The sequence below is a fragment of the Chryseobacterium sp. MMO-72 genome (assembly GCF_037146035.1).
Lineage (GTDB): Bacteria > Bacteroidota > Bacteroidia > Flavobacteriales > Weeksellaceae > Chryseobacterium > Chryseobacterium indicum.
In genome coordinates this window covers 506,716-531,684 of record NZ_JBBCWG010000001.1, presented here as the reverse complement: position 1 = coordinate 531,684, position 24,969 = coordinate 506,716, and the positions used below count along the sequence as shown (strand labels likewise).

At 36.4% G+C, this 24,969-nt stretch carries 25 protein-coding genes and 1 tRNA gene; 9 read left to right on the top strand and 17 right to left on the bottom strand.

Translation table 11 applies throughout. The features are described from left to right. Positions 1–26: 26 nt before the first annotated feature. The gene (locus tag WFH39_RS02445; protein WP_087706037.1) at positions 27–473 is read right to left on the bottom strand and encodes a 6-pyruvoyl trahydropterin synthase family protein; all 447 of its coding nucleotides are present in this window, start codon (positions 471–473) and stop codon (positions 27–29) included. Between the two features lie 101 nt (positions 474–574). Here WFH39_RS02445 and WFH39_RS02440 point away from each other — a divergent pair, with 101 nt between their 5' ends. Both WFH39_RS02440 and WFH39_RS02435 read left to right on the top strand, forming a co-directional pair. Continuing rightward, positions 575–1,528 (top strand): MvdC/MvdD family ATP grasp protein, encoded by a 954-nt coding sequence (locus tag WFH39_RS02440; RefSeq protein WP_336688657.1) that lies wholly within the window; start codon positions 575–577, stop codon positions 1,526–1,528. A gap of 23 nt (positions 1,529–1,551) precedes the next feature. Next, positions 1,552–1,752 carry a hypothetical protein gene (locus WFH39_RS02435; RefSeq protein ID WP_336688656.1) on the top strand — a complete coding sequence of 67 codons (201 nt, stop codon included), beginning with the start codon at positions 1,552–1,554 and terminating at the stop codon, positions 1,750–1,752. Positions 1,753–1,845: 93 nt separating this feature from the next. Here WFH39_RS02435 and WFH39_RS02430 read toward each other — a convergent pair whose 3' ends face one another. The 3 genes from WFH39_RS02430 to aceB form a co-directional block, all read right to left on the bottom strand. After that, positions 1,846–2,229: an acyl-CoA thioesterase gene (locus WFH39_RS02430; RefSeq protein WP_336688655.1), complete on the bottom strand. Its 384-nt coding sequence runs from the start codon at positions 2,227–2,229 to the stop codon at positions 1,846–1,848. A 97-nt stretch (positions 2,230–2,326) separates the two neighbouring features. Continuing rightward, the gene (gene aceA / locus WFH39_RS02425) at positions 2,327–3,607 is read right to left on the bottom strand and encodes an isocitrate lyase (protein WP_336688654.1); all 1,281 of its coding nucleotides are present in this window, start codon (positions 3,605–3,607) and stop codon (positions 2,327–2,329) included. A 135-nt stretch (positions 3,608–3,742) separates the two neighbouring features. After that, a complete protein-coding gene (gene aceB / locus WFH39_RS02420) occupies positions 3,743–5,317 on the bottom strand; it encodes a malate synthase A (protein WP_336688653.1) in 1,575 nt (524 codons plus the stop codon). 125 nt (positions 5,318–5,442) lie between these two features. On the opposite strand from aceB, the gene WFH39_RS02415 reads away from it, so the two are divergent. Together WFH39_RS02415 and WFH39_RS02410 are read left to right on the top strand one after the other, a co-directional pair. Continuing rightward, positions 5,443–6,918 (top strand): helix-turn-helix domain-containing protein, encoded by a 1,476-nt coding sequence (locus tag WFH39_RS02415; protein WP_336688652.1) that lies wholly within the window; start codon positions 5,443–5,445, stop codon positions 6,916–6,918. Between the two features lie 347 nt (positions 6,919–7,265). Then, complete coding sequence (locus WFH39_RS02410) at positions 7,266–7,919, top strand: ComF family protein (RefSeq protein ID WP_442891691.1); 654 nt, start codon at positions 7,266–7,268, stop codon at positions 7,917–7,919. A 40-nt stretch (positions 7,920–7,959) separates the two neighbouring features. Here the strand turns inward: WFH39_RS02410 and WFH39_RS02405 are convergent, their stop codons facing one another. The 9 genes from WFH39_RS02405 to der all read right to left on the bottom strand — a co-directional run bounded on the left by WFH39_RS02405 (position 7,960) and on the right by der (position 15,850). After that, entirely contained in the window at positions 7,960–9,159 is a 1,200-nt protein-coding gene (locus WFH39_RS02405) for a cytochrome-c peroxidase (RefSeq protein WP_336688650.1), read from the bottom strand. 87 nt (positions 9,160–9,246) lie between these two features. After that, on the bottom strand, positions 9,247–10,593 hold the full coding sequence (locus WFH39_RS02400; RefSeq protein WP_336688649.1) for a YHYH protein: 1,347 nt from the start codon (positions 10,591–10,593) through the stop codon (positions 9,247–9,249). Positions 10,594–10,659: 66 nt separating this feature from the next. Next, complete coding sequence (locus WFH39_RS02395) at positions 10,660–11,730, bottom strand: cytochrome-c peroxidase (RefSeq protein WP_336688648.1); 1,071 nt, start codon at positions 11,728–11,730, stop codon at positions 10,660–10,662. Between the two features lie 22 nt (positions 11,731–11,752). Further along, positions 11,753–12,430, bottom strand: a complete 678-nt coding sequence (locus tag WFH39_RS02390) for an MbnP family protein (protein ID WP_336688647.1) — start codon at positions 12,428–12,430, stop codon at positions 11,753–11,755. Next, positions 12,427–12,876: a Spy/CpxP family protein refolding chaperone gene (locus WFH39_RS02385; RefSeq protein ID WP_336688646.1), complete on the bottom strand. Its 450-nt coding sequence runs from the start codon at positions 12,874–12,876 to the stop codon at positions 12,427–12,429. Before WFH39_RS02385 ends, WFH39_RS02390 begins: the two co-directional genes overlap by 4 nt. Then, positions 12,869–13,153, bottom strand: coding sequence for a hypothetical protein (locus tag WFH39_RS02380; protein ID WP_336688645.1), 285 nt, complete (start codon positions 13,151–13,153; stop codon positions 12,869–12,871). The genes WFH39_RS02385 and WFH39_RS02380 overlap by 8 nt, the downstream gene beginning before the upstream one ends. Continuing rightward, positions 13,143–13,670, bottom strand: coding sequence for an RNA polymerase sigma factor (locus WFH39_RS02375; RefSeq protein WP_214590756.1), 528 nt, complete (start codon positions 13,668–13,670; stop codon positions 13,143–13,145). Before WFH39_RS02375 ends, WFH39_RS02380 begins: the two co-directional genes overlap by 11 nt. Positions 13,671–13,802: 132 nt before the next feature. Then, positions 13,803–14,456 carry a uracil phosphoribosyltransferase gene (upp, locus tag WFH39_RS02370; protein WP_271162126.1) on the bottom strand — a complete coding sequence of 218 codons (654 nt, stop codon included), beginning with the start codon at positions 14,454–14,456 and terminating at the stop codon, positions 13,803–13,805. A gap of 83 nt (positions 14,457–14,539) precedes the next feature. Then, complete coding sequence (der, locus tag WFH39_RS02365) at positions 14,540–15,850, bottom strand: ribosome biogenesis GTPase Der (RefSeq protein ID WP_336688644.1); 1,311 nt, start codon at positions 15,848–15,850, stop codon at positions 14,540–14,542. A gap of 310 nt (positions 15,851–16,160) precedes the next feature. Between der and WFH39_RS02360 the strand changes: the two genes are divergently transcribed. After that, positions 16,161–16,231: transfer RNA gene (locus WFH39_RS02360), tRNA-Gln, on the top strand. 57 nt (positions 16,232–16,288) lie between these two features. Here WFH39_RS02360 and WFH39_RS02355 read toward each other — a convergent pair. Together WFH39_RS02355 and katG are read right to left on the bottom strand one after the other, a co-directional pair. Further along, on the bottom strand, positions 16,289–16,891 hold the full coding sequence (locus WFH39_RS02355; protein WP_336688643.1) for a hypothetical protein: 603 nt from the start codon (positions 16,889–16,891) through the stop codon (positions 16,289–16,291). A 139-nt stretch (positions 16,892–17,030) separates the two neighbouring features. Then, positions 17,031–19,310, bottom strand: coding sequence for a catalase/peroxidase HPI (gene katG / locus WFH39_RS02350; protein WP_336688642.1), 2,280 nt, complete (start codon positions 19,308–19,310; stop codon positions 17,031–17,033). 335 nt (positions 19,311–19,645) lie between these two features. Here katG and WFH39_RS02345 point away from each other — a divergent pair, with 335 nt between their 5' ends. Beyond that, positions 19,646–20,107 (top strand): heme-binding domain-containing protein, encoded by a 462-nt coding sequence (locus tag WFH39_RS02345; protein WP_214590760.1) that lies wholly within the window; start codon positions 19,646–19,648, stop codon positions 20,105–20,107. 12 nt (positions 20,108–20,119) lie between these two features. Then, positions 20,120–20,533 (top strand): thiol-disulfide oxidoreductase DCC family protein, encoded by a 414-nt coding sequence (locus WFH39_RS02340; protein WP_336688641.1) that lies wholly within the window; start codon positions 20,120–20,122, stop codon positions 20,531–20,533. 98 nt (positions 20,534–20,631) lie between these two features. Here WFH39_RS02340 and WFH39_RS02335 read toward each other — a convergent pair whose 3' ends face one another. Further along, complete coding sequence (locus WFH39_RS02335) at positions 20,632–22,068, bottom strand: alpha-amylase (protein WP_214590762.1); 1,437 nt, start codon at positions 22,066–22,068, stop codon at positions 20,632–20,634. A gap of 190 nt (positions 22,069–22,258) precedes the next feature. On the opposite strand from WFH39_RS02335, the gene WFH39_RS02330 reads away from it, so the two are divergent. Next, positions 22,259–22,921: a DUF4290 domain-containing protein gene (locus WFH39_RS02330; RefSeq protein ID WP_214590763.1), complete on the top strand. Its 663-nt coding sequence runs from the start codon at positions 22,259–22,261 to the stop codon at positions 22,919–22,921. Between the two features lie 2 nt (positions 22,922–22,923). Beyond that, positions 22,924–24,231, top strand: a complete 1,308-nt coding sequence (gene murA, locus WFH39_RS02325) for a UDP-N-acetylglucosamine 1-carboxyvinyltransferase (protein ID WP_214590764.1) — start codon at positions 22,924–22,926, stop codon at positions 24,229–24,231. A gap of 341 nt (positions 24,232–24,572) precedes the next feature. Here the strand turns inward: murA and WFH39_RS02320 are convergent, their stop codons facing one another. Next, positions 24,573–24,884, bottom strand: a complete 312-nt coding sequence (locus WFH39_RS02320; RefSeq protein ID WP_235129732.1) for an NIL domain-containing protein — start codon at positions 24,882–24,884, stop codon at positions 24,573–24,575. Between the last annotated feature and the right edge of the window lie 85 nt (positions 24,885–24,969).

Below are 24,969 nucleotides of genomic sequence, written 5' to 3'. Positions count from 1 at the left end.
GTTCTGAGTTTTTCTGAATAAAAAAATTACTGATTATCTTCCGCAAACCATTCTCCGTAAGAGTTTTCGGTTTCATGAAGTTTAAGATAAGCCAAAGAAATTCCTTCAGGAAGTTTCGATTTTATTTTTGCGGCAATAGCATACAGCATATTTTCGCAGGTCGGCTGAAATGTACAGTAGATCACTTTATGCCCTTTTTCCTCAAGATCTTCCCCAAGTTCTCTGTGTGGCGAAAGTCCGTTGATGAGAACGGCATGATCCCAAACATCTACAATTTCAGACTTAACGATACTTTTAATATCACCAAAATCCACCACCATCCCATTCTTAGGGTTTTCCAAATCATTAACAGGCTTTCCTTTCACCGTTACAAACAGCTTGTAGGAATGTCCGTGCATATTTTTACATTTCCCGTCATAATTGTATAAAACGTGAGCGGTTTCGAATGTAAAAATTTTTGTAATACGTATCATAATGCAAAGATATAACAAATTTTAATTCATAATTTTTATGGTTAACCATAATTAAAAGTGAAAAAACATTTATATATTAGCTTTAAACTAATATCCAAGAAATGATTTTAATTTTAACTGATAAAAATGATATACATGCAGATGTATTGATTAAAAAACTTAATAGCGAGAATTCTAAATATTTTAGATTCAACTTAGATACTTTTTCATTAGAAAAAACATTTGTAAACTATGATGGAAATGAATGGATAATATTTACTAACAATGAACATATTAATTTAAAAGATGTTCATTGTGTTTGGAATAGACGAACATTCGTACAACTAATGCTAGATGAACAAAATGGAACTCACGAGTTTAATATTTGGAAAAATGAATGGAATAAAACCTTATTAGGTATATACTATCATCTAAAGGATAAAAAATGGTTAAACTATTATAGAGACAATCATAAAGCAGAAAATAAATACTTACAATTGGACTTGGCTAAGAATCTAGGATTTACTATTCCTGATTTTATATTATCCAATAAAAAAGAATCTTTAATATCATTTGCTAAAAAACATAAAAAAATTGTTCTAAAGCTTATGAACCAAGATTTTTATAAAATTGACAAAAATAAATTTATGGGATTTTATGTTAATATTATCTCAGAAGAAGATTTAAGTAAATTTTCTGATTTCGAAGAGAACCCTATTTTCTTGCAAAAATATATTGATAAATTATATGAAGTGCGTTATACAGTTGTAAATGAAGAACACTTTGTATGTAAAATTGATTCTCAAAAATCTGAAATTTCTAATATTGATTGGAGAAGATATGATATTGCCAATACTCCTCATTCAATAATCAATCCACCGGAAATAATTAGAGATAAAGTAAATCAATTTATGAAACATCTTAATTTAAAATTTGGAGCGCTAGATTTTATTGTTGATAAAAATAACAATTGGCATCTGCTCGAAATAAATCCTAGTGGGCAATATTTATGGATTGAAGATTTAACAGGACTTCGTATAACTGATGCAATTAAAAAATATTTAATATCTTTATAATCAGAACCAAAAAATTTGTTATTATGAAAGTATTCGCCTCAAAATTTTTAGAGCTTCCACAAAGTGAAAAAATCAAAAATCCTGTAAAATGGAATTGGGAACCATTTAATAAGGATATAAAACAGATTTATGCCAGCGGAGCTAAGACTGCAACTCGTTCTTCAACTTATGCTTCAGAAAAAGATAATGAGTCAGATGTAGATAGACCGAATGAAGGCGCATAAAAAAAATTGTTTAAATAAAACTTTCTTCATTGCAGTACAAAGGTCGTTATATTAAAACGACCTTTCTTAATTTAATATCACATCTAACCTAAATTACAGATTATCCAGCCAGTCACTTTCCAGTCTTTTGATTTTCTGCGTTTCGGCATCTACCAAAACCCACAATGTGGCAGAATCCACAACAAGTTGCCCGTTACAGTAAAACTCCACTTTTCGAGGCTGACGAATTCCTTCAGGAGCTTTCGGATAGGTTTTTACGGTAATGATGTCGTTAAGATAGACCTGCTTTTTGTATTGAATATGATGATCCAGAAGCATCCAGATATCTTTCGGATATTCTGTTTTATGTTTTACAAAATCCCAGTGCGCTGCTGCAATTTCTTCCACCCAATGCACATACTGAACGTTATTTACATGATTATTTCCATCAATATGCTGCTCTGTAACCTGTATCTGTTTTTCAAAAATCAAACTCATCTCCTTCAAATATAAATTCAAAATTAGCACATAAAAATTAAAACCTTCCCAAAATCGAGAAGGTTCTAACAATTAAATTTAATTAAAACGAAACTTTTTAGTGAAATTGTGCGGTCTCGGTAGAATCTTTCATGGCAACTGTTGCGGAAGAGCCGTTGGTAACAATATTCTGTACCTCATCAAAATAGCCAGTTCCTACAAACGACTGATGTTTTACTGCTCTGAAACCTTTTTGCTGCAACGCAAACTCACGCTCCTGCAATTCAGAATATCCTGCCATTCCTTTTTCTTTATAAGCTAAAGCCAGCTCGAACATCGCGGTATTTAACGCATGGAAACCCGCCAAAGTAATAAACTGGAATTTGTACCCTAATTTTGCCAGCTCTTCACGGAAATTCTGCATTTCTTCAACAGAAAGCCTTGCTGCCCAGTTAAAAGATGGAGAACAGTTGTACGCCAACATTTTATCCGGAAATTTAGCATGAATGCCTTCTGCAAATTTTCTTGCCTGTTCCAGATCCGGATTAGAGGTTTCCATCCAGATAAGATCAGCGTATGGCGCATAAGATAAACCTCTGTCGATTCCCTGCTCTACTCCGTTTTTTACGACATAAAAACCTTCGGAAGTTCTTTCGTCTGTTACAAATTTTTTATCTCTGTCGTCAATATCAGAAGTCAGCAAATCTGCTGCATCTGCATCTGTTCTTGCAATAATTAAACTTGGAACTCCCAAAACATCCGCCGCCAGACGTGCAGAAATTAATTTATTGATGGCTTCCTGCGTAGGAACTAGAACTTTTCCGCCTAAATGACCACATTTTTTAGCAGAAGAAAGCTGGTCTTCAAAATGCACTGCCGCAGCTCCTGCTTCAATCATCTGTTTCATCAGTTCATACGCGTTTAAATTTCCTCCAAAACCTGCTTCTGCATCGGCAATAATCGGAACCAGATATTCCTTTTCGCCGCCTCCGTTCACAGACTGGATCTGATCTGCTCTCAATAAAGCATTGTTAATTTTCTTTACTACGGAAGGAACTGAATTGGCAGGATATAATGACTGATCCGGATACATTTCTCCCGATAAATTGGCATCTGCTGCAACCTGCCATCCGGAAAGATAAATTGCCTGCAAACCTGCGTCCACTTCTTGAACCGCCTGATTTCCGGTTAACGCGCCAAGTCCTGCAACGAAATCCTGAGTGTTGAGTAAACTCCAGAATTTTTTAGACATTTCCGTTGCAATGGTATAATCCAGTTTGTAAGAACCGCGAAGTTTTAAAACATCTTCCGCTGTGTAAGGACGTTTAACTCCCTTCCAGCGTGGATTTTCCAGCCAGTCTTTTTCGATCTCCTGAATTTGTTCTTGTTTTGTTTTCATACTATTTTTTTGTTTAGTTAATTGTTGTTTGTTGACGGTTGATAGATAGTTGATGATTGATAGCTGATAATTGATAATTACATTCACATTAAAAGCTCAAACCCTAAAACTCTCCCACTCTTATTACTCTTCCACTTAAATAAAAGGATACGCTTTCAGAGTTAAAAATTCATCAAATTTCTCACTGAAAATCAATTCATTAAAAAGTTCTTTAGCAAGATTGAATTTCCCTTTACGGAAACGTTCTTCACCCACATACTTTTCAATTCTTTCCAGTTCTTCAAATTCCCATTGAAGAATCATTTCTCTGGTTAAAGTGCGGTCGTCATTTAAAACCGCATCATTTTTCAGCCATTGCCAGATCTGGGTTCTGGAGATTTCTGCGGTTGCCGCATCTTCCATTAAATTATAAATGGCTGCTGCTCCCGTTCCCATTAACCAAGATTCTATGTAAAGAATTCCGACGTTGATGTTCTTTCGTACCCCTTTTTCGGTGATTTCACCTTTCGGAACTTCAAGCAGATCTTTTTCGGTGATATGGTATTCAAATTTTTTATCGATCTGATTTTTCGAAGGCATATATTTATCGAAAACATCTTTTGCCACAGAAACTAAAGCAGGATGCGCTACCCAGGTTCCGTCGTGTCCGTTTTTTACTTCACGTTCTTTATCGCTTCTTACTTTTCCGAAAGCAATGCTGTTCGCTTCATAATCGTTTTTAACAGGAATCTGTGCCGCCATTCCTCCAATCGCGTGAACATTTCTTTTGTGACAGATTTCAATGACGCGTTTTGAATAGGCACTCATAAAAGGAGAAGCCATGGTTACCTGATCTCTGTCGGGAACAATAAACCGGGGAAGGTTTCTGAATTTTTTAATGAAAGAAAAAATATAATCCCATCTTCCACAGTTGAGTCCGGAGCTGTGATCTCTTAATTCAAATAAAATTTCATCAATCTGAAAAGAAGCCGTAATTGTTTCTATTAAAACTGTTGCTTTAATGGTTCCCTGCGGAATTTCTAAGTAATTCTGTGCAAAAACAAACACTTCGTTCCACCATCTTGCTTCCTGATAATGCTCTAATTTCGGGAGATAAAAATACGGACCGCTGCCGTTTTCCAGTAATTGTTTAGCATTTCTGAAAAAATAAATTCCGAAATCGATTAATGACGCCGAAGCCTGTTCCTCATTAATCTCAATATGTTTTTCATTTAAATGCAAACCTCGCGGACGAACCAATAAAACAGCCGTTTTTTCATTTAGCTGATAAGATTTTCCCTGCGCAGCCGTAAAATCAATTCTTCGATTTACAGCATCAGACAGATTCAGCTGACCTTCTATGCAGTTTTTCCATGTCGGAGAATTGCTGTCCTCAAAATCCGCCATAAAAGTGGAAGCTCCGGAATTTAACGCGTTAATAATCATTTTCCGGTCTACAGGTCCTGTAATTTCCACTCTCCTATCCAATAAATCTTCCGGAAGCGGAGCGCAGATCCAGTTTCCGTTTCTTATTCCCTCTGTCTCATCTAAAAATTTCGGAAGAATTCCCTCATCAAATTCTTTTTGTCTGATTTTTCTGTCTTCTAAAAGTTTTATTCTTTTCGGATTAAAATTCTGATGAAGTTCAACCAAAAAATCGATTAAATCTGTAGTGAAAACTTCCTGAAAGTTTTGTTCACCGCTGATTTTCAATTGAATTTTAGTTTCCATATCGTTTTAAATTTGTAATTCAACATTGCAAACATAAACAAAAATTTTCACAAATAGCGAACGTTCGCTAAATTATTTTAAAAATTATTATGCGAATAATCGCTTCTAAATATTATCTTTGAATTATGAATTCGGACAGCGACTTTATTAAAACGGTTTTCGGGCTGAAACTGAAACAGCAGAGACAGAAGAAAAACTGGTCTTTGCAGGATCTTGCGGTAAAAACAGGTTTATCCAAATCTTACCTTAATGAAATTGAAAACGGAAAAAAATATCCGAAACACGATAAGATCATTCAGCTTTCGGAAGCACTGAACTGTACTTTTGACGATCTGGTTTCCACGAAGCTGGACAAAAGTCTTACGCCTTTTAATGAGATTCTTCAGTCTGATTTTTTTAAAGAAATTCCTCTGGATCTTTTCGGGATCAATAAAAATAACCTGATCAGCATTATAAGTGATGCGCCTAAAAAAGTAACCGCTTTTATCAATGCTCTGATTGAAATTTCACAAAACTATAATCTAGGAAAGGAAAGATTTTACTTTGCCGTTTTACGTTCATTTCAGGAACTTTATGATAATTATTTTCCTGAAATTGAAGAAAAAGTTCAGCTCTTTGCTGAAGAAAACGGACTGCAGATCGACAAAAATTTACAGTCTGATGTTCTGGAGACTATTCTGAATGAAAAATTTAATTATCAGATTCAGTCGGAAGATTTTGAGAAGTACGGGACTTTGGATAATTTACGCTCATTGTTTGTCCCTGAAAAAAAGCTGTTGCTTTTAAACCGGAAATTAGAAAAAGATCAGAAAACCTTTATTCTTGCCAAAGAAATAGGATTCTGTGTTCTGGAATTAAAAAACCGTCCGAATACGTATTCGTGGCTGGATTTCGGAAGTTTTGAAGAAATTTTAAATAATTTTTATGCTTCGTATTTTGCGGGAGCTTTATTGATTTCAAAACAGAAAACGATTGAAAAAACTTCAGATTTTTTCCTGCAAAACGAATGGAATCCTCAGAATTTTGAAAATTTAATTGAAAACTTCACCAATTCTCCAGAAACATTTTATTATCGACTGACCAACATTCTTTCTTCTGAACTGGGAATAAAAGATTTGTTTTACTTATGCCTTGTTAAAAAGAAAAATTCAGATAAAATACAGATTTTAAAAGAGTTACACCTCAACCATCAACAGGCTCCTCATGCGAATGCAACGAACGAGCATTATTGCAGAAGATGGATAGCCGTGAAAAACCTTCATCATTTAAAAGAAAACGAAACTTTAACGGACGCCCAGATTTCACATTACAAAGATCAGGGAATCAGTTATCTGGTGATTTCCACTTCACAGAAAAATCCTTTTTCCGATGGAAGCAATAGAAGTTACTGTTTGGGAATTTTATTGAACTCACAGACCATCAAAAAAATCAATTTTATTAAATCTCCGACTTTAAAAACCATCAATGTGGGAGTAACCTGCGAATCGTGCAGCATTGCAGACTGTGAAGTGAGACAATCGCCGCCAATCCGTCTGGAGAAGGAGTATTTTAATTCCGGTATGAAAAACGCAATTGAAAAAATCCGGAAAGATATTTTGTAATTTTTTTATGATTATCCGTTATTGATCATAATGCTTAATTTTCACGCAAAGAATCGCTAAGATTCTTTTATATACCAACTGTTTTTAAGTTCGCAAAGGTGCTTCGACAAGCTCAGCATAAAGCGAAGAACTCAAAGGTTTTCTAATTATGACAAATTACGGACAATCATATTTTTTTCTATTTTTTAATTATTCACTTCATTTTCGGATGAAATGATTATTTTTACTCCAGTTAGGGATATAAAAAAACAAATTAATTATTTGAAGATATTTACTTCAATCAAATAAGAAGTCTGTCTATTCCTGCTATAAAAAATTAATAATCATCTTAAGTTATTCATGCGCAAATGATGCTCGATATTTTATTTCCGAATCGCTGTATTCGGTGCAGTCGGATTATTGATACCGATTTTCCGGTCTGTAATCTTTGTTTTGATCAGATCCACTTTACCCACAACAATTATTCTGAAGATAATTTTGTTAAAGAAAAATGCAGACTGCTCTTTCCCATCGAAAATGCTTTTGCATTAATGCAGTTTGAAAAAGAGAATGTGAGCCGGAAATTAATTCACGAACTGAAGTATCGGAGTCGGGAGAAAATCGGAAAAACTTTAGCTGAATGGACGACCGAAAGACTTGATTTTAATGATCAGAAGCCTGATCTTTTGGTGACGGTTCCGCTTCATCCGAAAAAATTAAGAGAAAGAGGATATAACCAATTGCATTTGTTTGCAGAAACGCTTTCAGGATTTTATGCTATTCCGTTTGATCATGAAGTGATGAAAAGAAATCATTATTCCAAAGCTCAGGCTTTAAAGGATAAAGCAAACCGGCTGAAAACTGAAAATGTGTTTTCGATGACTAAAGGTATTTCAGGCAAACATATTTTATTAATTGATGATGTTTTTACAACGGGAAATACACTGGCTTCAATTGCGTGGGAGATTCTGAAATCGGGAGATAATAAAGTGAGTATTCTCGTTATGGCGATTGATGAATAAAAAAAGCTGCTCTACAAAGAACAGCTTTAAGAAATTGTAATTATTTAAAAGGATTACTCCATTTTTTATTGGTATACACATCGGTTCCGGAAAGTGTTTTCAGAAATGCGATTACTGCATTTACTTCGGTTGATGTAAGGTTTAGCTTTTGTCCGTTTCCGTTAGGCGCTAAACGAGGATCGAGATTGGTATTTCCCGGTGCAATATTAATGTTCCCATAATGACCGATTACCTGCTGAAGCGTTGTGAAATTTCCGTTGTGCATAAACTGTCCGTTTTCTATTCCGCTGCTGTTGGTAATGTTTCTTAAACTTGGAGCTTTGGTATTTGTAATGTCGATTCCGGTTCCGCTGATCTTACCGATAATTCCGTTGTTTTTGGAATTCGGATCAATATCAAATTCAGGAGCGGCATGGCAGGCTGCACAACCTAATCCGCCACCGGTACGGTTTCCTGTTGCATCAAAAACAGGAGGAGCCAGAAATAGATTTTTCCCCTGATTTTCCTGTGCTGTAAAATTTGCAAACGGCTGCTGATCATTTGCACTTGCGGCTCTTCCTGCATCATATTTAGAATCAAAAGACTGAATACTTCTGATAAACTGCGCCAATGCATTCTGAATTCTTGTTTGATTAACGGTAGTATCTCCGTAAACAAATTTGAACATTTCCTGATAGTATTTAATGTTCTGAAGTTTTGCGATCAAATCCTGAAGTGTTCCGTCACCGTTTGTTCCGCTGAAGCCCATTTCGTTATGATCCTGAATCGGGAACGTAGTCTGTGCTTCCAAATTAGCCGCTCTTTCGTCCCAGAAAAATTTCATTTCATTTCCGAATCTTGCATTGACCAGTCTCATGGAATGTCTGCCTGTTGTTCCGTTCACTCCTGTACTCGCAACTGCATTGTCTCCAAAAGCAAGTTCCTGTTTGTGACAGCTTGAACATGAAATGGTGTTGTTTTTCGAAAGATTTTTGTCGTAAAATAACATTCTCCCCAATGTTGCGCCTTTATCTGTAATAGGATTTCCGGCGGTATTATCTCTTGTAATATAAGCCGGTTTAGGCTGATTTGCGTAATTTTCAAGACTGCTGAGATTGATATTGGAACCAAAAGCAGCCAGAATTCCGGGATATTCTTCCTGTGTAACCGGAGTTGCTTCATAGGTATCGCTGCCCGAACAGGAATATAAGGCTACTGCTGTGAAGAATGCAGGAACAAGCCATGATGTAATTTTTTTCATAAGAGGTTTTTAGAATGTTTAGTTTAAAAGTTTTTACCAAGATATTTTGGATTAAATATCTGTGAGGTATTTTTTTGTGAAGATTTTTTAATGTTTTACAACTACTTTCTTTGAGATTGTATTTTTACCATTGGAAATTTTAACCATATAGTTTCCGCTGTATAAAGTCTGGGTATCGAAATAAGCAATTGTGCTTCCTTTGATCATCTGGGTTTTCATAAGCAGCTTTCCGGACATATCATACAAATCAATATCCAGATCATATTTTAGTAAATGGTCCACCTGAATCAGCAGTAAATCGATTACCGGATTGGGATATAAAACCGTACTGATATTTTTAAATTCAGCTTCAGATACCGCAAGATTTGAAGTGTAGGTTGTAGTGGTTTCCGTTACCGAGGTCACTTTTCTGTTTGCATAAACACCGTAGTAGGTTGGTCCTATCAAATAAGGATAAGCTGAATTGTGATTGGCATCCACCGTTGCAAAATAGCAATACGTTCCGTTGGGATATTCTGGAGTTTTACAGAATCTTCCGTTGTGTTCATCGAGATAATCGTCCTGTCCTGTATGAGCAATCCACTCATAATCCTGAATGCATGACCCTAAAGGATATGTTGAGTTTACGGGAGGTCCCGCTGTAACTGAAACTCCGTTAATCGTATTTCTTGTTGTAATATTTCTCAGCTGATAACCGGATTTCATTCGGGTAATTCCTCCTGTTCCGTCTGCATTTTTGTAGGCATAAGCTCCGTAGATCGGAAATCCGTCATACGCAAAACCTATAAGCGGAGAATGCTGTGAAGTATTAATTGTGTATAATCCGTTCGCATCATAAGGATTACATACCGTAGAAATCACATTCAGATCATATTTAAAAGCTGAAGGATTCTGATGATGATGATAATTTGTACCGGCAGGATGACCTTTGGAACAATCGAAGCCAAGCTTTTCATAAACAATTGCATCACGCTGCCAGACTCCGTCGCCGGTTCCTCCGATTGGACCTCCTGCCCAAGCGTTTGTGGAAGATTTCCATGAGACCCCGTCTTTAGGATCGAAACCTGCGACCCCATTGATAAAAACAGCAATATTTCCAAGTGCAGTCGCCGTTGGAGTTCCTGTATTCTGAACCGGAGCCAAAGGAAATTTAAATATGGCATTCTGATTTCCTGCCTGATTAGGATTTCCATCCTGAAAAGGACCTGTAGGATAAGCCGGAATTCCTTTCGTGGAAATGTAAACATTGCTTGCTGAATATTGTACCGCCTGACAATTTACCAGAATGCTGTTCCCCTGCGGAGTAGAGTTTCCGTTCGGGTAGTAAGTTCCCGTTGCCGTTGTATTCTGCAGCCACGAAGTTACTGCGGGACCCTGAGCATCAGCCAAAGCTCCCAATAAAGATAAAAATAAGTATGTAATTTTTTTTCTCATGCCGATATTTTGAGGTTTTCCCTTTAAAATATTAAAGTCTTATTAATTTCTTAGACGACATTTATTTTACTTTCCTTCGGATGGCAGTAAAATTTCTTTCGGAAACTGAAAATCCTGATTCTTTACAAATTCTCTATCGTTAAGTGTAAGCAGAAATGCGATGAGATCAACTTTTTCATTATCTGAAAGGATGATTTTGTTTCTGAGCTCTTTTGAAACTTTTGAATTCTGCTGTATTCCGTTGGTGTAATGGTTAACTATCTGACTCAATCTTGTGAATCTTCCATCATGCATATATGGATAGGAATAACTTAAATTTCTTAAAGAAGGGATTTTAAACATCATACTGTCTTTCTTTTGCTGTGTAACTCCCATTCTTCCAACATCTTTCAAATATGAATCTATCGGTAAACCATTATTTGCAAATTGGTAGGATGAAAAAAGTGGTTCCTGATGACAGGAATTGCAGTTCCGTTTAAAAATATCATAGCCTTTCTGTTCCTGCTCTGTGAAACTATCTTTCCCTTTTTTTACCTGATCGTATTTTGAGCCTGCAGAAATTAAGGTAAGCTGAAACTGAGCAAGAGCCTTCAGCAAATGTTGTCCTGTAATGGTGCTGTCTGAAAAAGCTTTATAAAAGAGGGTTCTGTACAATTTTTTAGCCTGAAGTTTTTTAACGACATTTTCTATCGATTCTCCCATTTCTTTTTTGTCACTTATCGGGGCTAAAGCCTGAACTTCAATGTGATTAACTGCACCATCCCACATAAAATCTTTCTGCCACGCCAGATTAAACAGCGCAGGAGCATTTCTTTTTCCTATAGAATCTCCGATTCCGTGACTTAAGGCGTGATCGTTATGTGCGAAAGCGTTGTATGAAGTGTGGCAGGAAGCACAGGAAATTGTTCCGTCTTTTGATAAAATGGGATCATAAAATAAGACTCTTCCCAACTCCACTTTTTCTCTGGTTAACGGTTCTTTTTTAAAATCGTAAACGGGTTTCGGAAAATATTCGGGGATGTAAAGAGGATAAAGATCTTTAAAGGTAAAAGCCAATAAGGGAACCAGAAATAAAAAAACAGGAATGTATTTCAGCATTCCTTTTATGACCGGATGAGATTCACCTTTATCTTTCATGATCATGCTTTTATCTGAAAAATTATTTAGATTCTGTGTAAAATATTTTCTGAAATACATGGGCAAGAGCCGTTGCTTTTTCTCCGGGTGACATGACGGAATGTGTTTTTTTAAGATCAATTTCCGATAAAAACCGTGAAACATCTACAAAAATTATATTTTGGTTTCTTTTCAAGGGCAAAATAACTGTCTGCAATGTTTCAAAAGGTTTTAAATATCCTCCGACATGAAACTGAAAATCTTTATGAACAGCGCCGGATTTTTCTGAATTTCCTTCTACTTTAAAATTGATGTATCCGCTTTGCCAAGACCAGTACATTCCGTTCACGGGATCAAGATCGCCTCCCATTGCTCCGGAAACATTGGTAAGACTGTCTATTCCGATACTGAATTGTATTTCGTCAAAATCATCTGTGATATTTTTATCAAAATCTATTTTCAATCTGTTTTCAGAATCAATTAAATAAGATTTTTCCGGTGTTTTATAAACTGTTTTTCCTGATTTTTTAAGATTGATATCCGAAACGTAAAATTTTAATTTAGATATGGAAACAACATCATCTTTTAATGTATATTTTTTTTCTATTTCCAGCTTTTCAGAAGCCCAAACCGGACTGAACTGTATTCCGGTAAAGGTGTTCTGCGAAAAGAGAAAATTCACCGAAGCCAGGAAAATAAAAACGAAATAATTTTTTTTCATCGCTCGTGTGGAGGTTTCGGTCCGGGAGCAAAAAGAGATTCAAATTCATCAATAAGATGATCGAAATCCTGCAACTGGTCGGGACGGCAAATTTTTCTGATGTCCTGAAAATGTTCAAAGTTGATCTTTTCAGTTTCCATACTTATCTTTCCGATCTGCTGTACCAAAGAATCTCCGTTTTTCTGATCTTTATTTTTTAATAATGAATAATACTGCGTTTTCGCATCCATCATTTCGTGTTCTTTTTGCCGGATCTGCATTCTGTGCTGCTGAATAAGCCCGTCATATTGCTGTATCTGTTTTTCATCAAAATGCAGCTTTTCTATAATAAGATCTCGCGGACCTGAATGATGCGGAGGTTTTCGCGTGAGCATGAAGACAACCAATAAAAGATTGGAAATCAGCAGACCGATGATGATAAAAATGTAAAACCTGTTTTTAGTCATACGAAAAAGTATTTTGTGATTTCATCATAAATAAGGTATCAAAATCTGATTTTGAATTATCTTTTGTGTTTTGAATAACTTTTACGTTAAAACTGATCAGAATAATTATAACTGCAGCCGCTGCGAAAATCCATTTTGGGGAAACAATATCTTTCTTCTGATTCTCAATTTTACTGAGAATCTTTCCGTACAATTCTGAAGGAGCCTCCACGCTCTGAATTTTTTCTAATATCTGCAACTGATCTTCCATTACATACTTAGACGATTTATTTTTCATATTCCTTCTGTTGATTTAGTTTTTGGATAAGATTTTTTTTGGCGCGCTGAAAAAGAGACTCTACTGCTTTCTGACTGAGGTTCATAATTTCAGCGGTTTCCTGCTGAGAATTGCCTTCAATTTTCATTAAAATAACCACCGTTTTCTGATCATTGGGAAGATTATTTATGAAACTGAAAATTTTCATCACTTCTTCTTTCTGCTCAAGAACCACACCGGGATGATTGAAATCTACCGGTTCATTCTGTCTGTTTTCAGCATCCGAATCTCTGAAAAGACCGAAAAAGAATCTTTTCCTGGAATTTTTATGTTTAAGAAAATCTAAAGAGGTGTTAATCGCAATGCGGTAAATCCATGTTTTTAAGGATGACTCGTTTTTAAAGCCATCCATTTTTTGTGATATTTTTACAAAAACGTCCTGAGTTATTTCTTCCGCATCTTCGGTATTCTGGGTATACTGCAAAGCAAGATTATACACCATCTTCTGATGCTGACGGAAGATAAACTCGAAATTCATATTCCGGTTTTCATTACGGTCACTTTTTTTATTAGACGAAAAAAAATATTTTTTCCTTCGGCTTTTTTAGTTTCCGTAAAAATAAAAGAAATTCAGATGTAAAAATGATTCCGAAAAAAAATGATCAGAAATTTATCGCTGTAGTTTTTCGCCATAGCTTAAGTCTCCTGCATCTCCCAATCCAGGAGTGATGTAGCCTTTTGAGGTAAGGTTTTCATCAATAGCTCCTACCCAGATTTTAGCATCGGGATACGCTTTTTCTATGGTTTCTACTCCCTGTCTTGAAGCAATTGCTGCAACAATATGAAGTTCTGTAGGCTTTCCGTTTGTTAATAAATCTTTGATGGCTTCGATAAGAGAAGCTCCGGTTGCCAACATCGGATCGGCAACAATTAAAGGTCTGCCTTCGATATTCGGACACGTTAAATAGTCCTGCTTAATAGAAAAATAATCGTTGGCGTCGTGTTTTCTGTAGGCGGCAACAAATCCACAGTCTGCTTTATCAAGATAATTCAAAATTCCTTCAAACAAAGGAACTCCGGCTCTCAAAATGGTCGTAATAACCGGCTGAACAGCAATTTCCTTTACTTTAATCGTATCCAGAGGTGTCTGAATTTCAATTTCTTTTTGCTCCAGTGTTTTGCTGATCTCGAAAGCAGCAATTTCGCCGATTCTTTCCATATTTCTGCGGAATCTCATACGGTCGTGCTGGATTTCAACATTTCGAAGCTCATTGATCCATGAATTAACTAAAGAAAATTGTTCTGATAAAACGATTGTGTTCATTATTTTGAAAAGCTTTTATCTAAAATATATATATTTAATGAAGAATAAAATCCCTCTCAGAAAAATCTGAAAGGGATTATAATTTATTTTTGTCTGAAATACACTTCGATAGGAACTCCGGTAAACCCGAATTCTTTTCTCAGCTGGTTTTCAGTAAATCTTTTATATGGTTCTTTTACGTATTGCGGCAAGTTACAGAAGAATACAAATTGTGGCGACGGCGTCGGAAGCTGTACACAGTATTTGATTTTAATGTATTTTCCTTTGTTTGCAGGAGGCGGAGTCTGTTCAAAAATTGGAAGCATTACTTCATTAAGTTTTGAAGTTTTGATCTTTTTCTTACGGTCTTCATACACCTGCATTGCCATATCTACCGCTTTCAGGATTCTCTGCTTCGTTAATGCAGAAACGAATAAAATAGGAATATCCTGAAACTGCCCGATCTTATCTTTAATCTGCTTTTCGAAATCACGCATGGTATTCGTCTCCTTACCTTCAATCAAATCCCATTTATTAACAAGAATCACAATTCCTTTTCTGTTTTTCTGAGCCAGACCAAAAATGTTCATATCCTGAGATTCCCATCCCTGAGTAGCATCCACCATGATAATTACCACATCAGAATACTCGATGGAACGGATAGAACGCATTACGGAATAGAATTCCAAATCTTCGCTTACTTTGGATTTTCTTCTCATTCCGGCTGTATCTACCAATACAAACTCGTGTCCGAATTTATTGTAAAGCGTCTGGATACTGTCTCTTGTTGTTCCGGCAACATCTGTTACGATATTTCTTTCCGTATCCAGCAAAGCGTTCGTCATCGTAGATTTTCCTACGTTCGGACGACCTGCAATGGTAATTTTCGGTAAACCTTCGAAAGGATCTTTGTAGTCGGTAGTCGGGAAATCCTTTACCACATCGTCCAGTAAATCTCCTGTTCCTGAACCTGTTGCGGAAGACAAAGTATAATATTTTTCAATTCCCAACTGATAAAATTCTGTAGCAGCCAATTCTTCTTTGGAAGAATCTACTTTATTGATTACGATATAAACCGGCTTGTTTGATCTTCTTAACATCTCGTGGATCTCGAAATCCGTATCTGTAAGACCTTCTTCCACATTTAACATGAAAATGATAGAAGTTGCCTCATCAATCGCCAGCTGAACCTGCTTTGAAATTTCTCCCTGAAAGACATCATCATTGTTTACATCATATCCTCCGGTATCGATTACCGTGAAATCTACTCCGTTCCAGTCGGATTTTCCGTAGTGACGGTCTCTGGTAACACCGGCTGTAGAGTCTACGATGGCCTCTCTCCTTTCCAGTAAACGATTAAAAAGCGTGGATTTTCCTACGTTGGGACGCCCAACGATTGCGACAATATTCGACATAAAAATGTTTAATAATTAAGATTATTAATGGGTTTCTCCAACTTTTGGAGCCCAATTTTTTGCAAAGATACGCTTTTTATTTAATTTGATATTCCGTTAATAACAGTACTGTAGACAGTTCAAGAAATCGTAATGTGGGATGTGTGTATTACTTCAGTTCAGCTAAAATACCGTATGCTGCTTATTTTGAATAAAAAAGTTAAAAAATAAATCTTTGTAAATCAATTAATAATCGATAACTAAGCACTTTTTCTTTCAATATCATTTTTATTTTTAAAATAATTTATATAATTTCGCGTCATACAAATACAGACCCATGGTGTAGCGGTAACACTACTGATTTTGGTTCAGTCATCTGGGGTTCGAATCCCTGTGGGTCTACAAAAAACCGTTAATTATAAATAATTAACGGTTTTTTATTTGTCCAATTTTTCTTCCTTAATATCTCGAAATAATCACCCAAGCCGATCCCGTACTCTGAACGACAATTCCTCTACCCAAATCGCTGTTATTTAAGCCGTAATTTGAAAAATTTCCGCCATTAATCCTGAATGTTCCTGTTATCGTTACATTTCCGGAAGTATCATTAATCAGCTGGTAAACTTTTCCTCTGTTTGTAGAGGTTGCAGAAGGTAAAGTAATATTTCCTCCTACTAAAACAGTATAATCATCTGCTGCAACAGTTCCTGAAGACATTGACTTTATTTTTTGAGTTGCTGCCGCCGACAATAGCTTTATCCATTTCCCGGAACTTCCGTCAAAATAATAATACCCGGAAGCTGTAACATCTACCGTCTGTCCTGCAGGAGAAGTATCTTCCTGAGTAACAAAAACAACGGCTCCGTTTTGTGAGGTGGTATAGTTTTTTGCTCTTAGTTGTGTTCCTGTAATTCGCGGTGCTATAATGCCATCAAATTTTGCCGGATCTGCCGGATTACCTGTAATGTCTAATGTTGCACTGGGATTTTCATTATTGATTCCTATCTGAGCGTAACTAAAAGAGCCTACCAATAATAAGGCAGGAAATAATTTTTTTATCATGTTTAGATTTGTTTTTTTAGCAAAAATATATTTTATTTAAACAAATCCTAATTTTTAGTTGTTAAAATTAAATAAAAACAAAAAAAAGACAACAAAAACCGTTGCCTTTTCAATTATTATGTTAAATATTTTAATTATACTAAATCAGATCAAACCGATCAAGATTCATTACTTTTACCCAAGCTGAAACAAAATCATTCACAAACTTTTCTTTGGCATCCGAACTTGCATATACTTCTGCAATAGCTCTCAGTTCGGAATTCGATCCGAAAACAAGATCCGCTCTCGTGGCTGTCCATTTTTTCTCTCCGGTTTTTCGGTCTGTCCCTTCATACAATTCATTATCATCTGAAGCAGATTTCCACTGAGTACTCATATCCAGTAAATTAACAAAGAAATCATTGGAAAGCACTCCCGGATTCTGCGTAAAAATACCGTGGGAAGAAGCGTCGAAATTCGCATTAAGAGATCTCATTCCTCCGATTAATACAGTAAGTTCAGGAGCTGTAAGTGTTAACAACTGTGCTTTATCAATCAATAAAGATTCTGTAGATACCGAGAATTTTTTCTTTAGATAGTTTCTGAATCCATCTGCTGCAGGCTCAAGATATCCCATAGATTCTACATCGGTCTGTTCCTGTGAAGCATCCATTCTTCCCGGCGCAAAAGGAACGATGATCTGATAGCCACCGTCTTTTGCAGCTTTTTCAACAGCAGCACTTCCTGCAAGAACAATAAGATCTGCTAAAGAAACTTTTTTACCACCTGTCTGATTTTCGTTAAACTCTTTCTGAATATTTTCAAGATTACTTAAAACTTTCTGAAGCTGTGCCGGATTATTTACTTCCCAGTCTTTTTGTGGAGCTAAACGAATTCTCGCCCCGTTTGCTCCTCCTCTTTTATCACTCCCTCTGAATGTGGAAGCCGATGCCCAGGCTGTAGAAACCAATTCTGAAACACTTAAACCTGAATCTAAAATCTTTGATTTTAAAGCTTCAACGTCTGAATTATTGATTAATACGTGATCAACCTCCGGAATCGGATCCTGCCATATTAATTCTTCTGCGGGAACATCCGGTCCTAAATAACGGGCTTTAGGTCCCATATCTCTGTGGGTCAGTTTGTACCATGCTCTTGCAAATGCGTCTGCAAAAGCATCCGGATTTTCATAAAATCTTCTTGAAATTTTCTCATAAACAGGATCAAACCTCAACGAAAGATCCGTTGTAAGCATTGTTGGTCTGTGTTTTTTATCGGGATAAAAAGCATCGGGAATAATTTCTTCTCCGTTCTTGGCAACCCACTGATGAGCTCCTGCCGGACTTTTTGTAAGTTCCCATTCGTTTTCAAAAAGATTTTTAAAGAAATAATTACTCCATTCCGTCGGAGTTTCCGTCCATGTTACTTCCAGTCCGCTAGAAATGGCGTCCGGTCCTTTTCCTGATTTATAGGTGCTGTTCCATCCAAATCCCTGCGCTTCAATTCCTGCTGCTTCGGGCTCTTCTCCCACATGATCTGCAGGTCCTGCTCCGTGTGTTTTACCAAATGTGTGACCGCCCGCAATTAAAGCAACGGTTTCTTCATCGTTCATTGCCATTCTTCCAAACGTATCACGAATATCTTTTGCTGCTGCAATAGGATCAGGATTTCCGTCCGGACCTTCAGGATTTACATAAATAAGTCCCATCTGTACCGCAGCCAAAGGTTTTTCTAAATTTCTTGTGTGAATATCTCCGTCCGCATTATCATCAGTAGGAAGAACTCCTCTGTTTTCTACCACCCCGTCTGAGCCGTGTGCATAGCGAAGATCTCCGCCCAACCATGTTTTCTCTGTTCCCCAATATACATCCTGATCAGGTTCCCAAACATCTTCACGACCTCCGGCAAATCCGAACGTTTTGAATCCCATCGATTCCAAAGCAATATTTCCGGTAAGGATCATTAAATCTGCCCACGAAATTTTCTTACCATATTTTTGTTTAATAGGCCAAAGAAGTCTTCTCGCTTTATCCAGACTTACGTTATCCGGCCAGCTGTTTAATGGCGCAAAACGCTGCTGTCCCGCTCCTGCTCCGCCTCGTCCGTCACCCACACGATACGTTCCCGCACTGTGCCAAGCCATACGGATGAACAAGGGTCCGTAATGTCCGAAATCTGCCGGCCACCAATCCTGAGAGTCCGTCATTAAAGCATGAAGATCTTTTTTTACTTCTTCCAGATCGAGGCTTTTAAAAGCTTCAGCATAATTGAAATCTTTATCCATAGGGTTGGAAAGCACAGAATGCTGACGAAGAATATCTACTCTTAGCTGATCGGGCCACCAATCTGTATTTTTAGTACCGCCTCCTGCAACATTTTCTTTTTTCATCGTTCCGTTGTGAAAAGGGCATTTGCTGATGTCTCCTGAAGTATTTTCCATATCGTTTAAATTTTTATGTTGATTAACAATTTTTTAAATATTGAACAATACAAACATACAACTGTTATAAAATAAATACAATCTATTGAAATTATTTTTACGATAGCTAAAAACAATAATCGGTTTTAAATTACTGTTTTGCAATTCTTTAAATAAATGGATCAGTAATAATTCATTTAAGGTAAGCATTTTTTATCTGAATTTGAATAATATTCAATCTCATATACAGATATTTAGAAACATTAAAGACAAGGCAACGTGTACTGCATTTTAAACTTCTTACATCTCAAAAATTTGACTATCTTTATCTATTCAGAAAACATAAAATTTTAGCAATGAAAAAAATATTGGTCATCGTTCTTGTCGCTTTTATCATTATACAGTTTTTTCCGATCGACAAAACAAATCCTGCTCCTACTCCCGGAATGGATTTTTTAAAGATTAAAAATGTACAGCCGGAAGTGGCTCAACTGATTACCAATTCATGCTACGACTGCCATTCTAATGAATCAAAATATCCGTGGTATTCTAACATTGCCCCTGCTTCATGGATTCTGAAGCATCATATCGACGAAGGGAGAAAAGAACTCAATTTCTCTACGTTTGCCACGTACCTTCCCAAACAGCAGGCTCATAAGCTTGATGAATGTATTGAAATGATCGAAAAAAAAGAAATGCCTCTGGAATCGTATTATATCGGACATCAGGATGCAAAACTTACGGATGAGCAGCGAAAAATACTGGTAGATTATTTCAAAAAAGAAAAAGCTGAAACTGAAAGAAAAATGGCTCTTTAAAAATCAAAAATCATGGAGGAAAAATGGATGGGGAAACATATTGTATTTTTTGACGGTGATTGCGGAGTCTGCAATTTCTGGGTTCAGTGGATTCTTAAAAGAGATAAGAAAGACAGGTTTCTTTTTGCTTCGTTACAGTCGGATTTCGGACAACAGTTCTTAACCGAAAGAAAACTGAATACGGAAGTTTTCAATACGCTTTATTTGTGGAAGCCGAATCATTATTATCTTGAAAAATCCAAAGCCGTTCTGCAAATTGCCCATCTTTTAGGCGGGATCTACAAATTTTCAGCCATCGGAAAAATCATTCCCGGATTTTTAAGCGATCAAATTTATGATGCTGTATCAAGAAACAGAATGAAACTGGCAAATCAGAAATGTTATCTGCCGACTCCTGATGAAAGAAAAAAATTTATAGAAGTCTGATTGATCTTTAAATGATAAAAGCTGTAAATAAATAAATAAATAAATAAAGACTGTTTCAATTACGAAACAGTCTTTTTCATTTTAAAACCTTGATTCTATTATTGGTTTAAAGACCATACAGAATAAGATTTCGGAGCGCATTGAATTTTCACCCATTTATCGCCCTGAGTTGTAGGATACCAGCCTGAACTTCCGGTAAAATCTTTAATCTGCTGACTTGCCCAGTTCGTCTGAATCCATCTTTCCTGCCACGTTGAAGAATTGTTGATATAGACTACCAATCCCGGATTTCCGTTGTAGCCGTTTCTTCTTGCAATATACTCGTCGTTATCCGTATATAAAATAGAAGTTGTTCCGGTAGCTTTATTATTGTGAATCCAGATCAGATTGTTTAATCTCTCCTTGTTTAGCCATTCTTCATAATCTCTGTAAAAAATGGTAGGATACCCTTCATGAGTTAAAATATACGCATAAGCCAACATTTTATTGTAAATGATATCCGTATCATGATTTGCCACGAAAGTCACCGCTTTGAAAGGGTTTCTTTTCCACATCATATCATCATTCAAAGCATTTAAATTATTATTATCAAACGCTTCATCCATTTTATAATAGGCTGCAAAATCGAAAACGGAACTGTTGGCATTATTCGCCCACCATTCCAGCGTGTTTACGTTAGAATCCCATAATTCTCCCACAGAAAATCCTCCCACATTCGCATTCCACTTATTCACCACCCATGGTCCGAAACCTTTTACATAATCGAACCTCCATCCGTCAAACTTCATAACGTTTTTATAATACTTACCAACAGAATCATCTCTTTCCCAAAGCCAGCTTTGCACATAGGGATTGGCATGGCAAAGATCAGGAAAACCGCCGAAAGCGCCCTCATCATTATTACCATAGGCATTCTTGTAAAAATCGTTGTAATTTCTTGTAAACTTTCCTGATGCCACCCCCGAAAAATTGGTCCATGTATTGGTTCCCGTGTAAGGATTCGCCTCCGACTGACCACCGCTGTTATGATTGATGACAATATCAGCATACACCTGCATATTTTCAGTGTGAGCCTGCGTAATTAATGCTTCCAGTTCTGCTCTGGATCCGAAACGTGTTTCTACACTTCCGTTCTGGTTAAAGTTTCCGAAGTCGTAATAATCTGTAGGATCATATCCCATAGAATAAGCTCCGTTCTGTGCTTTTGAAGCCGGAGGAAGCCAGATTGCGCCAATTCCGGCATTGGACCAGTCGGTTACTTTTGCCTTTACAGTATTCCACCAGTTTCCGCCGTCGGGAACATCCCAGTAAAATCCCTGCATAAGAACACTTCCGCCCGGTCCGGCTACGAATTTTGAAGTTGAAGAAGTTCCGGCTCCCGTACTGAAAGGACGCCCGTCGTGATTTGTAACATTCACGATTTTATCATGAATTTCTAACTGTTTTGAGCTTTCGCTAATTGTTTCATCATTGTTCTGGCAAGAACTTACCATACCTAAAGCCAGCAATGAAAGTAAAATGTGTGTTTTTTTCATGTTAAAAATTTTTAATTATTAAAGTATTAACTAAATTACAATTTTATTAAAAAAATTCTAAACTACGTGAAATAATTTTATTTTTTCTTTAAAAATCCCATCAAATCGCTAACAGGACCAATCATTAAAAAATCATAAACTTTTAAGATTTTCGGTACAATTTTTCCATTATTCCATATATTTGCATACTATGGAATACAATACCCAAAGAACTCAGCTTCATTTGCCTGAATACGGCAGAATTATACAACAGTTGGTTGAACGTTGCAAAGAGCTTCCTACAAAAGAAGAGCGAAGCGAAATGGCAATGGCAATCATTGATTTTATGGGTCAGAGAAACCCGCAATTGAGAGACGAAGAAAATTATAAACATAAACTTTGGGATCATCTTTACATTTTAGCCAACCATGATCTGGATGTAGATTCTCCCTATCCTTTCCCTACAAAGGAAGAACTTGAAGAAAAACCAAAAAGGATGGAATATCCTAAACTTCAGGGAGATTTTAAATTTTACGGGAAAAGTATTCTTCAGTTAATAGAAAAAGCAATCGAACTGGAACAGGGCGACGAAAAGGAAGCGCTAATCGAAGTGATTGCCAATAATATGAAGAAGTCCTACAATGTATATAATAAGGAACACGTAACAGATGATGTTATTTTCCGTCATCTGAAGGAACTTTCGGAAAACAGGCTGGATCTTACCGGAATAGATTCTCTTGAAAAGAGCAAAATCTACTACACCACCAACAATAACAACCGAAATAATAACAATAACAACAGGAATAACAACCGAAACAACCAAAACAACAAAAGAAGACACAACAACAATAACAATCATAATAAAAGAAAGTAAACATGAGTGGAACATTTCAAATAAGAGGAGGAAAAAGACTGCAAGGCGAAATTACTCCACAGGGGGCTAAGAACGAAGCTCTTCAGATTCTTTGTGCTGTTTTGTTGACTGATGAAGAAGTTAGAATTAAAAATATTCCGGATATCCATGACGTTAATCGATTAATTGAGATTCTGGGTGATTTTGGAGTAAAGGTTACCAAAAACGGACACGGAGATTATACTTTTAAAGCAGACAAAGTAAATTTTGATTATATAAAATCCAGCGAGTTTAAAAAAGACGGCGCAAAACTGAGAGGCTCGATTATGTTGATGGGCCCTATGTTAGCCAGATATGGTGAAGCGTACATGCCGACTCCGGGAGGTGATAAAATCGGAAGAAGAAGATTAGACACCCATTTTCAGGGACTTGTAGAGCTTGGTGCTGAATTTCATTATGATGAGGAGGAATATTTTTACTCTTTAAAGGCAAAGGAACTGAAAGGGAAATTTATTTTGCTTGAAGAAGCTTCCGTTACGGGAACGGCAAATATTGTAATGGCTGCCGCTTTGGCAAAAGGAAAAACCAGAATTTATAACGCTGCATGCGAACCTTATCTTCAGCAGCTTTGTAAAATGCTGAACAGAATGGGAGCCAATATTTCAGGAATAGGTTCCAATTTATTAACTATTGAAGGCGTTTCTCATCTTCACGGAACGGAACACACAATGCTTCCGGACATGGTGGAAATCGGTTCCTGGATTGGTCTGGCTGCGATGACGAAATCTGAAATCACCATTAAAAACGTCAACTGGAACCAGCTTGGTGTTATTCCGAATACGTTCAGAAAGCTCGGGATTCAGCTTGAACAGAGCAATGACGATATTTTTATTCCGGCTCAGGAAAATTATAAAATTCAAAAATTTATCGACGGATCTATTTTAACGATTTCCGATGCTCCGTGGCCAGGATTTACGCCCGATTTATTATCGATTATTTTAGTCGTGGCAACTCAGGCAAAAGGAAGCATTCTCGTTCACCAAAAAATGTTTGAATCCAGATTATTTTTCGTGGATAAGTTGATTGATATGGGTGCGCAGATTATCCTTTGCGATCCGCACAGAGCAACAGTAATCGGGCTTAATCAGGAAACTCCGCTGAGAGGAACCACGATGGTTTCTCCTGACATCAGAGCAGGAAATGCACTTTTAATTGCTGCGCTTTCCGCGGAAGGAAAATCTATTATTCACAATATTGAACAGATCGACAGAGGATATGAAAATATCGACGGCAGACTGAAAGCAATAGGAGCGGATATTGAAAGAATTTAATTTTTATTTTAAAAATATTGAGACCACTTTTTAGAGTGGTCTTTTTTTACTTATTGAAAGTTTGTAAGCTAAACAAAGGCACTTCCTTTATTTAAAAAACACAAAAATGGTATTACTTTGATCAATTTTACGCCTTTGTATATCTTAAAAGCTGAATTCCTGATAATTGAATCTCTATGTTTAACATGGCGTTTAAAAAGACTTATCCCTAACTCAGGCTAAAATAAGATGTAAAAAAGAATTATAAAAATTTAAGAGAATCTTAATTTTAATGAAAAATAAAAACGACCGTTCACAAAAATGCAACGGTCGTTTGTCGTAATTAAAACTATATGAATCTCTTAAGTGTACTTTCTGCAGATATATTCTACAGTAGTACTCAAAAGCCTATTTTTTTCAAGATAAAATTCTAACTTCTTAAAATCTTCTGAAGTTACATTAATATATAACTGAACTGTACCGAAACTTCTTCCGTCCACATACTCAACATTTGCAGATAACACCTTATGACAAATCCCGAACTGTTGGTAAATGGTATTCATTAAATGTTCAAATTTCATTTTACCATTCAGCTCTATTTCCAGTATCCACTCTTTTTTTGGCACATTTAATGGGGTTGGTAAAACCTGTAGTCCCGGATTTGGTGTAATCATAACTCAATATTTTAAGGTTAGACTTTCAGAGAAAACTGAGTTTCAGAATCTGCATCTTATTTCTCTGCGTTAATTGTATGACAAA

Coding starts and splice junctions, on each gene's coding strand:
- WFH39_RS02345 (WP_214590760.1), top strand. CDS start 19,646: ATGAAAAAAATATTGGTCATCGTTCTTGTCGCTTTTATCATTATACAG.
- aceB (WP_336688653.1), bottom strand. CDS start 5,317: ATGGAAACTAAAATTCAATTGAAAATCAGCGGTGAACAAAACTTTCAG.
- WFH39_RS02435 (WP_336688656.1), top strand. CDS start 1,552: ATGAAAGTATTCGCCTCAAAATTTTTAGAGCTTCCACAAAGTGAAAAA.
- WFH39_RS02445 (WP_087706037.1), bottom strand. CDS start 473: ATGATACGTATTACAAAAATTTTTACATTCGAAACCGCTCACGTTTTA.
- WFH39_RS02375 (WP_214590756.1), bottom strand. CDS start 13,670: ATGAATTTCGAGTTTATCTTCCGTCAGCATCAGAAGATGGTGTATAAT.
- WFH39_RS02330 (WP_214590763.1), top strand. CDS start 22,259: ATGGAATACAATACCCAAAGAACTCAGCTTCATTTGCCTGAATACGGC.
- upp (WP_271162126.1), bottom strand. CDS start 14,456: ATGAACACAATCGTTTTATCAGAACAATTTTCTTTAGTTAATTCATGG.
- WFH39_RS02320 (WP_235129732.1), bottom strand. CDS start 24,884: ATGATTACACCAAATCCGGGACTACAGGTTTTACCAACCCCATTAAAT.
- WFH39_RS02340 (WP_336688641.1), top strand. CDS start 20,120: ATGGAGGAAAAATGGATGGGGAAACATATTGTATTTTTTGACGGTGAT.
- WFH39_RS02430 (WP_336688655.1), bottom strand. CDS start 2,229: ATGAGTTTGATTTTTGAAAAACAGATACAGGTTACAGAGCAGCATATT.
- WFH39_RS02355 (WP_336688643.1), bottom strand. CDS start 16,891: ATGATAAAAAAATTATTTCCTGCCTTATTATTGGTAGGCTCTTTTAGT.
- WFH39_RS02400 (WP_336688649.1), bottom strand. CDS start 10,593: ATGAGAAAAAAAATTACATACTTATTTTTATCTTTATTGGGAGCTTTG.
- WFH39_RS02415 (WP_336688652.1), top strand. CDS start 5,443: ATGAATTCGGACAGCGACTTTATTAAAACGGTTTTCGGGCTGAAACTG.
- WFH39_RS02335 (WP_214590762.1), bottom strand. CDS start 22,068: ATGAAAAAAACACACATTTTACTTTCATTGCTGGCTTTAGGTATGGTA.
- aceA (WP_336688654.1), bottom strand. CDS start 3,607: ATGAAAACAAAACAAGAACAAATTCAGGAGATCGAAAAAGACTGGCTG.
- der (WP_336688644.1), bottom strand. CDS start 15,850: ATGTCGAATATTGTCGCAATCGTTGGGCGTCCCAACGTAGGAAAATCC.
- WFH39_RS02390 (WP_336688647.1), bottom strand. CDS start 12,430: ATGAAAAAAAATTATTTCGTTTTTATTTTCCTGGCTTCGGTGAATTTT.
- WFH39_RS02405 (WP_336688650.1), bottom strand. CDS start 9,159: ATGAAAAAAATTACATCATGGCTTGTTCCTGCATTCTTCACAGCAGTA.
- WFH39_RS02440 (WP_336688657.1), top strand. CDS start 575: ATGATTTTAATTTTAACTGATAAAAATGATATACATGCAGATGTATTG.
- WFH39_RS02380 (WP_336688645.1), bottom strand. CDS start 13,153: ATGAAAAATAAATCGTCTAAGTATGTAATGGAAGATCAGTTGCAGATA.
- katG (WP_336688642.1), bottom strand. CDS start 19,310: ATGGAAAATACTTCAGGAGACATCAGCAAATGCCCTTTTCACAACGGA.
- WFH39_RS02395 (WP_336688648.1), bottom strand. CDS start 11,730: ATGAAAGATAAAGGTGAATCTCATCCGGTCATAAAAGGAATGCTGAAA.
- WFH39_RS02385 (WP_336688646.1), bottom strand. CDS start 12,876: ATGACTAAAAACAGGTTTTACATTTTTATCATCATCGGTCTGCTGATT.
- WFH39_RS02410 (WP_442891691.1), top strand. CDS start 7,266: ATGATGCTCGATATTTTATTTCCGAATCGCTGTATTCGGTGCAGTCGG.
- murA (WP_214590764.1), top strand. CDS start 22,924: ATGAGTGGAACATTTCAAATAAGAGGAGGAAAAAGACTGCAAGGCGAA.